This window comes from Alteromonas lipotrueae (assembly GCF_019249215.1).
GTDB lineage: Bacteria > Pseudomonadota > Gammaproteobacteria > Enterobacterales > Alteromonadaceae > Alteromonas > Alteromonas lipotrueae.
The window spans coordinates 85,683-98,613 of the sequence record NZ_JAESDI010000013.1; the positions used below are offsets into that span (position 1 = coordinate 85,683).

At 44.0% G+C, this 12,931-nt stretch carries 11 protein-coding genes; 1 reads left to right on the forward strand and 10 read right to left on the reverse strand.

Translation table 11 applies throughout. The features are described 5' to 3' along the window. Positions 1–66: 66 nt before the first annotated feature. Positions 67–3,423 (forward strand): DUF748 domain-containing protein, encoded by a 3,357-nt coding sequence (locus tag JKP82_RS15815; protein ID WP_218397779.1) that lies wholly within the window; start codon positions 67–69, stop codon positions 3,421–3,423. Between the two features lie 72 nt (positions 3,424–3,495). On the opposite strand, the gene JKP82_RS15820 is transcribed toward JKP82_RS15815, so the two are convergent. Genes JKP82_RS15820 through JKP82_RS15865 form a run of 10 tightly spaced genes read right to left on the reverse strand, consistent with a single transcriptional unit; the run spans position 3,496 to position 12,922 of the window. After that, positions 3,496–4,461: a vWA domain-containing protein gene (locus JKP82_RS15820; protein ID WP_218397781.1), complete on the reverse strand. Its 966-nt coding sequence runs from the start codon at positions 4,459–4,461 to the stop codon at positions 3,496–3,498. 55 nt (positions 4,462–4,516) lie between these two features. Then, positions 4,517–5,374, reverse strand: coding sequence for a vWA domain-containing protein (locus JKP82_RS15825; RefSeq protein ID WP_159533151.1), 858 nt, complete (start codon positions 5,372–5,374; stop codon positions 4,517–4,519). Between the two features lie 22 nt (positions 5,375–5,396). Next, the gene (locus JKP82_RS15830; protein ID WP_159533153.1) at positions 5,397–6,893 is read right to left on the reverse strand and encodes an FHA domain-containing protein; all 1,497 of its coding nucleotides are present in this window, start codon (positions 6,891–6,893) and stop codon (positions 5,397–5,399) included. A gap of 42 nt (positions 6,894–6,935) precedes the next feature. Next, positions 6,936–7,754, reverse strand: coding sequence for a PP2C family protein-serine/threonine phosphatase (locus JKP82_RS15835; protein WP_218397782.1), 819 nt, complete (start codon positions 7,752–7,754; stop codon positions 6,936–6,938). Positions 7,755–7,756: 2 nt separating this feature from the next. Beyond that, on the reverse strand, positions 7,757–8,554 hold the full coding sequence (locus JKP82_RS15840; protein ID WP_201299279.1) for an FHA domain-containing protein: 798 nt from the start codon (positions 8,552–8,554) through the stop codon (positions 7,757–7,759). A gap of 9 nt (positions 8,555–8,563) precedes the next feature. After that, a complete protein-coding gene (locus JKP82_RS15845; protein ID WP_126872601.1) occupies positions 8,564–9,373 on the reverse strand; it encodes a MotA/TolQ/ExbB proton channel family protein in 810 nt (269 codons plus the stop codon). A gap of 33 nt (positions 9,374–9,406) precedes the next feature. Beyond that, positions 9,407–9,775: an FHA domain-containing protein gene (locus tag JKP82_RS15850; protein ID WP_159533157.1), complete on the reverse strand. Its 369-nt coding sequence runs from the start codon at positions 9,773–9,775 to the stop codon at positions 9,407–9,409. Between the two features lies 1 nt (position 9,776). Beyond that, positions 9,777–10,304, reverse strand: a complete 528-nt coding sequence (locus JKP82_RS15855) for a hypothetical protein (protein WP_218397783.1) — start codon at positions 10,302–10,304, stop codon at positions 9,777–9,779. 11 nt (positions 10,305–10,315) lie between these two features. Further along, a complete protein-coding gene (locus JKP82_RS15860; RefSeq protein ID WP_218397785.1) occupies positions 10,316–11,125 on the reverse strand; it encodes a hypothetical protein in 810 nt (269 codons plus the stop codon). A 57-nt stretch (positions 11,126–11,182) separates the two neighbouring features. Next, on the reverse strand, positions 11,183–12,922 hold the full coding sequence (locus tag JKP82_RS15865; protein ID WP_218397786.1) for a serine/threonine protein kinase: 1,740 nt from the start codon (positions 12,920–12,922) through the stop codon (positions 11,183–11,185). Positions 12,923–12,931 lie beyond the last annotated feature (9 nt).

Consider the following 12,931-nt stretch of genomic DNA (forward strand, 5'->3'; position numbering starts at 1 on the left):
TGATTGACCTATGCCATCACTTATTCGCCGCCTTTTTCTCTTCTATTTAATACGTCTAGAATAATTATGCCCATAAAAAACTTAACCACCTCATTTAAGCAGCAACCTAAATGGCGGCGTATTGCTACCTACTTTCTGTTGGCATACTTATTCTACGCGTTAATACTGGGCCTTGTTGCGCCTATGGTTCTTGAATCCAAAGCACCAAAAATATTGAGTGAACAGTTAGGCCGAAATGTCAGTATCGAAAGTATTCGTATCAATCCTTTCTTGCTACGCGCCAGGGTGTCTGGATTTTCTATCGAGGAAGCCAGTAACGACGAACCATTTATTGCGTTTACACGGCTTGAAGTTGATGTGGGCTTTTGGCAAACCCTATTCAGCTTTACCCCTACCCTAGAACACTTCTACCTAAATGCGCCTTATGCACACCTTGCGAGGGTATCGGAAGGAGATACCTCACCAGGGTCTAATCAAAATACCACCGTATTTAATTTTTCTGACATTATAGATACGCTCGCTAAAGCTAATGAGGATACAACCGAGCCTGAAGCGCAAGGGCAAAGCGAAATACCTCATATTCGCCTGGGAGAATTTCGCCTGAGCAATGGCCATATTTCAGTAGCCGATAATGTCACCGACACACAACTTGATTACCCAGAACTGTCGTTCACATTGACCAATCTTGATACCTTCGCCAGCTCTTTGAATGTAGATGCAGTCAATAGTCCGGCTCATGCAGATGATACTAGTGCGAATAGCACTGTGGATAACAACCAAGACAAATCCGCTAATCATTATGCGTTTACCTTAGCGACCACCGAAGGCGGCAGCGTTCAATTCGATGGGCAGTTTCAGCTGTCTCCCATAGATATAGCGGGTAGTTTTGAGGTTAGCCAAATTGCATTAGCCCCGCTTTGGCCATTATCTGATGACGTGATTAATGCAAAAATAACAAACGGCGCCCTAAGTTTTTCCCTCAATTATCATCTATCACAAGACAATAATGATTTTCGCTTTCAAGCAAATAATGCCGACTTATCTTTGTCTCAATTCGTTATCTCAGACAAAGAAAGCCCTAGAATTAAGCTTACTGAATTACGTGTTAGTGACATAAAGCTAGATACCAAAACCCAGCAGGTTGATGTTACCAATGTTAGCTTAGAGCAACCTTGGGTAAGTGCTCAAATCGACAAGTCGGGCGTAGATTTAGTATCAATGTTTACCCTAAAAGGGCGTGATGAAAATGCCCCGCCAGCGGCTACGAGCACACCGTCAACAACAGTGGCAGCAGCTACAAAAAACTCACCTGCGACGCCACCATCAACCGCAACAGCGCCAACTTCATCAGGTTTTAGCGCTAGCTCAGCTTCTGTGAATTCCGCACAAAGTAACAAAGCGGCGTGGCGGGTAGTACTGCAAACGTTCGCGCTAAACGGTGGCGACGTACTCATACAAGAAGGTATGGTTTCTGACGGGGTTAACTGGCGAGTATTTCCGCTAAATTTAACCACGGGCGTGATAGATTCTACCCTTACAACCCCAATCGATTACACTATTGATATGAAGCTCGGTGGCAGCCTAGCGCAATCTTCCACTTCAAGCCTATCAGCCACGCCATCGATAGCCCCACCCGCTTCATCAATAAGCAGTAAAGGCGCTATTTTGGCAAATGTTCAAGCCGTGTCGGGTACTATTGATATCCGCCAGTTCGGCCTTTCCCAACTTCAGCCTTATGTGGGGCAGTATTTAAATCTTGCTCTTGAAGATGGCAGTGCAGATCTTTCAGGTAGTTTTGAAGCCAACAGTGACAGTAAAGTAATATTTGATGGGCAGGCGAGCATAGCGTCACTTACGGTTATCGATGACTTAAAGCAAGAGCCTTTGCTGCAATGGGCCGACTTTCAAGTCAAAGGTATTAAGTATAATTCTACTGACAGCACCCTTTCTTTAGAAAAAATCACGCTGGACAAACCCTACGCTAAGCTTCTGATTGCAGAAGATAAAAAAACTAATTTCAGCAATATTCTCATTGACCAAACCGCTTCAACATCTCCTCCTACTTCCACACCAGTAGTGGGTTCTGATACCCAATCTGAATCAAATCAGGAAGCAAACCCCACCGCTGGAGAAGAAGCGTCTGCGCTTGTTATCCGCATTGATGAAATAGTCTTTAATGATGGCAGCGCCTACTTTGCTGATAACTCTTTACGCCCCCGTTTTGCATCCGGTATTGAACGCTTAAACGGCAGTATTACCAAGCTTTCATCAAATGCCGACACCGCCGCCAATGTTGACGTAAAGGGCAAAATAGATGGCTATGCGCCAGTCGCTTTGTACGGCGCGATTAACCCATTAATAGATGATATCTTTTTAGACCTCACCTTCACCGTAGAGGGTGCTGAACTAACGTCTGTAAACCCTTATTCAGGTACCTATATGGGGCACTTTATTGATAAAGGTTTATTGTCCCTCGATATACAGTATTTATTGGAGGATAACCAATTAGCGGGCAATAACCATGTAGTCATCGACCAACTTACCTTAGGTAGGAAAACAGACTCTGACCAAGCGCTTAGCTTACCGCTTGGGCTGGCCATAGCTTTATTAGAAGACTCAAACGGTGTTATCGATCTAGGTCTTGAAGTGTCTGGTGATTTAGATAGCCCAACCTTTGGGTTTGGCTCTATCATATTAAAAGCAATTGGGAACTTGATCACGAAAGCGGTGACTGCACCATTTTCGTTGTTAGCGAACTTAGTCGGCAGCGACGACGATGAGCTTAACGAGATTGACTTCACGCATGGCGCATCACAGTTAACTGATGTTGCATCAAGTAAACTCTCTACCCTCGCAGATGCGCTATCAAAACGCCCAGGGCTTCGCGTGAATATTGAAGGCACTGTAGATGAAGTACCTGACGCTTATGAACTAGCAGAACAGAAACTGCAACAACAGCTGTTGGCTCTTTCTGGCCAAGAGGCGCTCCCAGAAAGCTTGTCGCCAAGTACCATGCCGATAAGCGGCCCTCTCGCTGACGCATTAAGTGAGTTATTCGTTAGCAGCACCGGCAAAACAGTAGAAGAAGAACGCGTAGTGGTAATAGCTAAATTGCAGCAAAACGATACCGGTGACAATAAAGGTAAAGATACTGCAAATAGCGAAACAACACCTGTTCAAGTAGCACCTGATGCCGCACAAGTTGAACAAGCGCTGTATATCGCCATGTACAACCAAGTAAGAAGTGCCATTGACATACCGAAGCGGGAACTTGCCCAATTAGCTGATGCGCGCGCCAAAACGGTGAAGAACTTCTTGGCAAATGACCTTGCGGTTGACGCGAATCGTTTGTTTTTGCTGAATAGTCGACAACACTTACAGCTTAAAAAGAGCGGCGTAGCATTAACGCTTGAAGCTAACTAGTTCTTCAGCTAGCTCATTCATATTTTTCAATACTACTTGTTACATATTAGTTATTGCATGCTAGCCGCTTTATTAAGACGCGGCTAATACTGCAATAAGCAGCATTGATAGCATTTCTGAAGGCTCTTCTGAATAATGCCCATTGTCTTCGCCACCTTTATTTGCCACAGCCTTGAAGAACGGGATGCTATGCGGTTTGGTGAGTGCGATAACGTTATACGACGCATCCCCACGGCGGGTTGCGTTACCTGTGTACATAGCCATTACACTACGTAATTTATTGCTCGATATAAAACTGCCTATGCTATTTAAGATTTCAGTTTCATAGTTTTTACTCACCTGAACGCCTCTTCCTGCATTAATTAACCTGTTTGCCTGAGCCTCAGATATGGCGTAAATATCAAAACTTCGTGAGCCAATCATTTCATAAGGCCCCACATCACCGATAAGTACGTAAGCTTTTCGTACTTTATTATTTGGTGGTGTGAACATCGCCATGGCATTCGATACCGCTTCTGGCACATCGGTCTCTCCAGGCAAGAGCTCAAGGGCGTCTATCCGCTGAATAAAACCCTCTCTTGATGCTTTCGTGATAACAACACTTGGTACAGTAATAAATTTTCCATCTCCACCATAGGCCACCACACCAATCTTAAATTCACGGGTAACTTTGGGCACTTCAATGGTGAGCCGCTTAATCGCGTCTTTCAAGCGCTGTAAAGGCACCGCCATTGAACCACTAATATCAATGGTGATAACCAGTTCGATGGGGTATTTATTAATACCCTCGGCAAGCTCTTTGTTCGCCTCATCTAAACTTTTCTGAGTAGACTCTAACGCTTTTTCGGTCTGTGCTGTTTTTTCTTTTGCGGCATCGAGTTCTTTTTTAATCTCGCTTATAGACTCAGGTGAAGACCCAGTATTGGGGAAAAAAGGCAGTGCAATAATGGCTAAAAACATGAATGCCCCCATTGCCGAGGCAAACAGATCAAGTGCAGACATACTAAATACGTTGACTTCCCTGTTACGTAATTTCATAAAGCCTCGACATTAATGGAGCGCTAAAAATCGTTTGCCAACACATTAAAGGTAATCATTCTGCTAGCGCCAACAGCACGGTCCCTACAAAAGAGCCGCCACCGGTGACAAACTTGCCGCCCCCTGTCTCTGCTAATTGTTTTAAATAGGCACGTCCGAGGGCATTTTGAGTTGGCACGAAAACCGTTGAAACTTGGCTTTTCTCACCACTTTGATTAAACCGACTCGCCTGCCCTAGCACCTGGGAGGATACGCTGGCGTATGCACCATTATCGCTAATAAAAATAATAGTTTTAGATTTTGAAGAAGCGCGCCACTTCAATGCTAATGCTTTGTTCATTGCAAGATTTATCGCTTCTTCGCCATCTTGGTTACAGTTATGACTGCCAGCACTCATGGTATTCACGAAGCGCTGTAACTGATTAACTGAACTCGTATTTAGCTTAATGATATCGTGACTTTTTATTGCCCCTCTTGGCTCACATCTGTCTTTAAAATCAATGACGCCAAGTGCCGCATCAGGGGATAACTTCATCAGCAAGTTGGCAATATCAACAATTTCAGCCCTCAGCCCCTTAACTTGTTTATCCATGCTAGCGGTTGTATCAAGCGCAATAACCATATCCATGGTAGGAAACGATATCTTGGATGTGCTTTGCTCTTCGTCTAGTTTCTTTTGAACATCATCCCTTTGCTTTGCTATCTCCGCTTTCTGTTTTTGTTCTTCGGCAATTTGCGCTTCCGCTTTTTTAAGCTCGCTTTTAATGTCAGCCACTCGCTCAGCTGAATCTCCCGTGTTAGGAAAAAACGGCAGTGCGATGATGGCCAAAAACATAAAAGCGCCCATGGCAGACGCAAATAAGTCTAATGCCGACATACTAAATACGTTTACTTCCCTGCTGCGCACTTTCATTTGGTTTCACCTGTTCTTTCACCTAAGACGGTAAAAAATGGACAGAAAAAGTCACCGTTCCTATTCGAAGGGTATCGCCATTTTCTAGTTCGGCCTTCGTGTTTGGCGCTAAGTCTTTATCATTTATTGCGGTCCCATTTACACTGCCTAAATCGTCAATCATGACCTTATTGTCTATCAAAGTAACGTTTAAATGCTCTCGTGAAACACCCGGCACATTAATAACGTAGTTTGCTTTTTGTGCCGAACGACCTATCAATATGCCGCCTTCGGTTCTGGCTAAAGTAGACCCAATAACTTTAATACGATGCTCACCACCCGCTTCATCTTTGCCATCGAGAATAATATCGTCGAAGGTTGCTGACGCCATGCTGAGCGCTTCTTGCGCAGAGGCCACTTTGGCTTTCTCTGCCGAAAGTTGCTGCTTGTTTTCCGAGGCCTCCTGTTCTACTTCAAGCAGTTTTTTTCTGCGGCGGCTTAATACAATAAGCACCACAATCAGTACCAGAATGATTGGAATTGCATAGTAAATAAGTTTCTGTTGTTCACTTTTCTTTTCTTCTTCGAATTCCTGCTCTTTTTGTTTACTCTTCGCTTCGGTTTCTTTTACTTTTTCTTCTTGTTCTTTAATGGCTTTTTCAGCATCTTCGAGCTTTTTCTGTTGTTCAATGGTTTGTTGTCTAGCTTCTTCCAATGCTTCTTCGGCCTTTTGACGTTCCGCATCTTGTCGTGTCGTATCAGCTTTAGCTTCTTCTAGCGCTTTTTTCTTTGCTTCCGCTTCTTTCTTTAACTTTTCAAGCTCTTCTTCCACTGCCTTTCGTTCGGCTTCTTGCTTCTCAAGTGTTGCTTGCTGCTTTTTCTTTTCTTCTTCTAACGCAGCCAGTTGGTCAGCTTCAGACAAACAACTATTTTCTGATTCTGTGAAATCTATATTTTGCTTAGTAAGAAACGCTTTTAGGTTAGTTAAGCTGGTTGCGGCTGAAAATGAGGAAGACAGTTTAAGTCGCTTGTCGAATACCCCTTTGGTATCGCTAACACTAACGCCTAGTAGCTCTTGGCAATTGTTCACTAGCGGTGCACCAAACTCTCCTTCTGTAAATAATGCCGTATGCTGCCACCGCTGTTCAGGGTGGCTTTTATCTATAGGAAGTATGGAGTGAAGAGTGCCGGCCGTAGAGAGGCCATTTAGCTTCACCAAATAGATTTTGCTACCAATGACAGTATTCTCTTTCGCCACCACCGCAGGGGTACCTGTTAACCCGTTAACATGCAGAATGGCTAAGTCTAAGTTTTCGTCTTTTGCTGATAAGTCAGCAATCAACTTTGCCTTGCTGATAGGGTCAGTGACGACAAACTGATTGCCCTGCGCTAGCAGTTTTTGGTTGATAATAATGGTTTCGTTTGCAACCAGCGTAGCAATGCCTGTTTGCTCAATTTTTCCATTATCAAGCACCTCTATAGCGACCGTAGTAGAAGCATAGGATGGCAAAGTAAATAGTACCCAAAGTGTAATAAACATCCCTACTCTATACACAAGTGTATTCCTCAAATTATCTGTTAGTTAATGGGTAGATGGCTCTTCTAATGTTTCACCCGCTTCCGGCTGCACTGTAGCGGGCTCATTTACCACAGGTTCTTTTACCTGCATGACAACAAGCGTCGCGTTATCTTGCTTAGGTCGTTCTTGTGCTTTAACCGCGTTTAACAGTGCCATTACTAGTTCGGCACTATCATTTGAAGACTGTTGGCATACCCCAATAATTGTTTCATCACTACAACTTTCCACCCCGTCGCTAGCCAAAATAAGCAAATCATGTGGCATGAGTTCTCTGGAATGGTCCGGCGCATCAACCCGTTCAATATTTTCGCCCATTACGGCTTCGAGTAATTGAGAACGAACCGGTGATGTCCTTGCTTCCTCGCTTGATATTTCGCCCAGCTCTACTTTTCTGGCCAACACTTCCGACATAGAATGGTTTTCGTTAAGTCGCACCAACGTTTTGTTACGCAGTAACCACATTGGGCTGTCTCCTACACTTAACCACTGTAGATGTAAGCCATCAAAAACTGCCGCAATTAACGTGGTTCCCATACCTGATAACTCAGGGTTTTCTTTTACCTGATGATAAATAGCAAGGTTGGCCGCATCTAACGCGTTAATTAAACGCTGCTTAATATCCTGTTCATCGCTTTCAATAAATTGCTGTTTGAATGTATCGATAACCAAGCTACTGGCGATATCTCCCCCAACATGCCCCCCCATCCCATCAGCTAACAGCAACAACCGGAAACCGTTAGGCCAAGTTACTACTGAGGCACTGTCTTGTTGGCTTTTTCGAGCACCAATTATTTGAGACCACGCCACCTGAACCGAATACATGATTAATCCTCTTCCATACTTTCCCAAGTGAAGTTTTCGCCACACAAAGGCACAAACCTCAGTGTGGTTTCACCAATAGAAATATGACTAAAAGCAGGTAATATCATGGGCTGCAGTACGGGCGCAGGCTGGTTATCTAAATAGGTCATATTGGTACCTGAGCCCGGCTGAATATAGAACTGGTTACCTCGAGGATCGTAAGAAATGGTGGCATGATTAGCCCTTGATACTTGCCCATCACCAAAATCAACACTGACTCTTTCAGATGCACTTCGCCCAATACTATTTTGGCCAAAGCCCAATTTTAAAAAGTGCCCTTTACCCGGCCCTTTTACCACCACTAGCCAACCAGAGATGGGGTCTTGCATAGGATCAGGCATAGAATGTGGTGACTGCACGGCGGTTTCAGTCGTACTGACTGGCGGCGCACTAGGTCTTCTGTTTCCCCCTACCACAGTGGGTAGTGCATCAATGTCATCGTGATTAGATATACTAGAGTTTTCGCGAATATCAACGGTCTCAGCAGGTGTTGTCGTATGCTGACGGTTGGCTGGAGTTGTTGAAGGTTCATCAAATATTAAACCAGACGTTGCAGGCCTTGAAGGCCTAGTACTTGAGGGCATAGTATTGGTGGGAGAAGGTGTGGTAACCGTTGGCCCATCATTAGCGGTATTGCTACCCATACCACTTGCCCGAGTTTCAGGTTCGGTTGGAGCTATACCTTTAGGAGCTCTGCCTTCATGAGCTATGACTGACGGCATATCAACTGGAACGCCATCTGGGCCTCGTTTAATCGCCATGGTGCACCTCTATTTGTTTTCGTAAAGTCTATTAATTAAATTGTCCATACAATATTGACCCGCACTATTAAGTGCCATTTCTTCCCTAGCCTGCACAATATGTAGTAAGAAAACCAAAACGGCAGACATAATCAAGGCCACTAACGTGGTGTTAAACGCTAAGCCTAAATCTGTGGTTAACAACCCTAACCATTCACGAATCGCGTCTGTGTCTGATACATCGGGCATGTCTGCCGCCGACGATAACGCTAATGCAATTCCCACCACCGTACCGATAAACCCAAGCGTAGGTATTAACCATACAAGGTATCGCAACATATTAAATTTGAGCTCTATTTCATGCTGCATTAACTCAAGGCTGGAATTCATTAAAGAGTTGGCTTGGTCCGCTGAATTGCTGCCTTGGAATTGAAGGATCACCCGTTTGGTGAGCCTTTGTACAAAGAAATGCTGAGCAACTTTTCGCTCGCATATACCGGTATAAATAGGTACTAGATCTTTCGCCCTCAGCATAACGTCATCTTCTTCAGGCAAAATATAAAGCTTAAGCTGCTCTAACTCTTTGGCTGAACGATTGTGCCTAACCCACATTTCGCCTAGCCCGATAAAGAACATGAGCCACATTAGGTTTTGCAAGGTAGCGGGAAACATACCACTGCTGCGATCGAACAATACGTCGCCCACATTTATTTGACCGGTTTTGGCTTCGCTGACAGGAAGTATTAATGCAAATACGCCAACCACAAATATGGTGATAAATATGGCGACTAAAGCCACAATAACCCGATATTTCTGCTCGTCTGATTCCAATAAATTCATAACGTTTACCAATCCATGTTTCATGTTAGCTATTTACGAGGACGATTCAATTTCACCCGTAGCAGTGTTGCGAATAGGCTTAAATGACATAGGCTCAACATCTTCATTCACTTCTTTTTGCTTTAAAAAGCCAGCCACTGCGGGCGAATTTATAATGCTACTGAGCTTAATTTTTTTCGTTCCCAACACGAGGGAATCGGCTCCGTCTATGTAGCCTTGCTTAAGTGGGCTCCACTCTCCATTCTTTTTACAAAAAGTGCCGTGAGTCGACCTACGATCTGCGCAAAAGTAGCGCCCGTCATTGGTGACAGTTATTTCCATGTGAATGCGAGAAATACTCGGGTCTGCAATACAGATATCAGCTTGGCTCGACCTACCTACCGTGTAAGTTGCAAACGCCATATCACTCTTCCAATGAATATCGGGTTCGCATGGCAACAATGTCTTTGATACCGGTAGAAACAATGCCTACTTGACTTTCAACACTACCAACTTGCGAATCTAACTGCTTTAGGTCTTCAACCAGTTCATCCTTACTCCCCTCTTTCTCCTGCAGTTGTGCATTCTTTTGCTTAATGAGTAGTGCACTGTCTTTATTCTTCTGATTCAATGCTAAGGTTTGCTTTTCAACTTCCTCAATTTCCAACTTTAAATCGGTGAGTTGTTGCTCGGTAAGTTCGTAGCTAGACAGCTCTTTTTTGACCAAGTAAAGCTGGCTCATATAGTAATCAATTTCTTCATCGATTCCCTTCACTCGGCTATTTAGCCCATCGAGCTTCTCTTGCATACTCGCAATAGTTTTTTCATCTAAGCCACTTACACTCGCCCAGATGCGATCACTAGTACTTTGTTCTCTGGGATCTGCCGAAACCGCACAACCCACTACGACTATGCTAAGTAGCACTACACCTAATTTATATAACTTGTTCATATCGTGGCTCCTTAACCTGCAATTAAGCTGTTAAGTGCAGTATTTTGCTCATCCAATTGTGAAGATTGAGTTTGGATGGCAGCCAGTTGCATGGAAAGTTGATCTCGCTTGGCAAGTAACTCCTCATGGGCCTCTTGTGTCTTGGCTTTATCTTCGGTTAGTGACGCAATTTCTTCTTCACTGTCTTCAAGTGCACTGTTCAAATATGAAAGCGTATCGGTATAGCGGTCTTCGAGTAGTTGATTCTCAGCCCGTAAAGCTTCCCCTTCCGCAAGCAATGCTGTCGCCTCAGCAATTTCTGCTTCAGTGAGTGATGCTTTGCTTTTAAGTAAATCAATTCTTTCTTCCATCGTTGAAATGTTTTGCTTAGTTTTTGCTAACTCTTCTTCTCGGGTTTGAATCGCATTTTCAGACGCTTCAATTTCTGACTCTAGAAACTCATAGTTACTGGCATAATTCATACGTCTAACTGCAATCGCTTCACCTATATATTTCCCTAACTGATCTCCGGCAATACCGCCAATGCCAGCACAACCAGCCATAAGCAATTTATTTCCGCCAAATTTCTTATAACACGCATAGCCGCCCACAATCGCACCGATGATTTGGCCCACCGTTCGTGAAGTACTAATATCCTTCTTACCCAACTCTTCAACGGGCGAACTTACGTCAAACGAGCTGAAGTCCATGCCGCCTTCGCTACTGTTACTTTGATTACTCTCTGGTGTTAAAGCCCCCATCAAGCTTTCTGCTGTATTTGCACACCCTGTCATGAGTAAACATGCAATGGTCGCTGGCACTACTTTGTTTAACGTATTCATTTTTAAATCCCTATTAAATTGACAGACGTCTTTCAAGTTCGTAATTCTAGGTTGGCTTTAACTGCAAGCTTTAGGAGTAACGGTTATTCGTTTTTCTAATAACTCAACGACTTCGCTCTTTTCATTTAATTTAGAAGCTTCTTGAACAAGTAACTTTAATGAGGCTAGGTATTCTGCTTTATCGTACTTCCCTTTTTGTTTACTCGACTTTATGACTTCATCGAAGACATTATTGATATGTTTTGAGCTTGATTGATGACGAGATACTAAATCGAAGGCTCGCTCTCTGGCTTTCGCTAAATTCTTTTCAATATTTAGCGTTCGGTTTTCAATGCCAGAACGAAGTAGCTCCATATTTCTCGTCCCAGCATCATCCATATCATCGATTTCTTCCATTGCACATAGCATGCGGTTTTCAATAGTATTGCTGTCGTTATCCATCTCCGCTTTAGTGACCAGAGAGTAAATAATATCGATTTCTTCGTTTACTAAAATCTGACTGGAAGCAGTGCTACTTTTGGTCGACTGCAAGCCATAAAAGCCGCCTAGCAGAACGACAACCGCCGCACAAAGCGCGCCTACCCACATTTTGAAGTTGTTTTTAGTTTGTGGAGTTGTCGGTTGATGTTGATTCGCGTTCGCCCCAGCATTATTGGGAATAGAGCCCGCGCTGTACCCCGTGTTACCGCTAACAGATATAGGTTGAGGCGCAGAAACCCCTGTCGTATTTGGCCCCGAGGCGCTATGTGACTTGAGTGAACCAGGATTGGAATGGGTAGCCTGTGGATGAGCAACATGCGATGGATAGCTTGGTGGAAACTGAGATGCTGAGGCCGATGAATCTAACCGAGTAGTTTGTTGTTCGTCTAGCCCAACCTGTGGTGTTACGGGTACACCTTGTAACGCAGCTATAAGTTCATTTGCAGTTTGAAAACGTTCACTAATGCGAATTGATAGCGCTTTTTTAATTGTATTAATAAAATTTTCAGAAAACTGCCCTTTAACTTCATCCAGTCGGGTTAGGGCAGGATCCGCTTGTCCTTGCAATACTCTGGCGGTACGGTCTTCAACCCGAGGAGGGTTGGCATTAAGAACAATTCGCCACATCATCGCGCCAACTGCGTGAATATCTGTCCAAGGGCCAAGTTCGCCCTCTGAACCTACCTGCTCTAGCGGAGCATAACCATAAGTTTGCATTTGATTTTCAGACTTCTGCGTGTGGCCAAAGTTTTGTTTTGCAGCTCCAAAGTCAATCAACAATGGGCGCTCGTCACTTGAGCGAACAAAGATATTAGCGGGCTTAATATCTCTATGTAATACACCTTGGTCGTGTATATACTGCAAGCCTTCTAGCACAGGTATCATTAGTTTTATTATTTGCGCTTCAGTGAGTGGACATTCCTGTGCTGTGTGAGCTTTAAGGATCTGAGCGAGTTCTTTTCCTCGCTCTAAATTCATTACTAGATACGCCGTTCCATTGTATTTGAAGAAGTCTTTGCAGCGAATAATATTGGGGTGGTCATCAAACTGGACGAGCTGCTTTGCTTCATCGAGAAATTTTTGGATACCGGTTTCAAATTCTAGTTCGTCTGACTGGCTTAATGGATAAACGGTCTGACCATCACGAGTAGCACAGTGCTGCGGCATAAATTCTTTAATGGCCACCAAGGAATCAAGATGCGTGTGGCGCGCTTGATAGACAATACCAAACCCACCAACCCCAAGGACTGACTCTATTTGATACTGTTGAAGTTGCGTACCAGCTGGTAACGCGAGCTTGTGCACCTGACTGCTCATTCTTCCCTC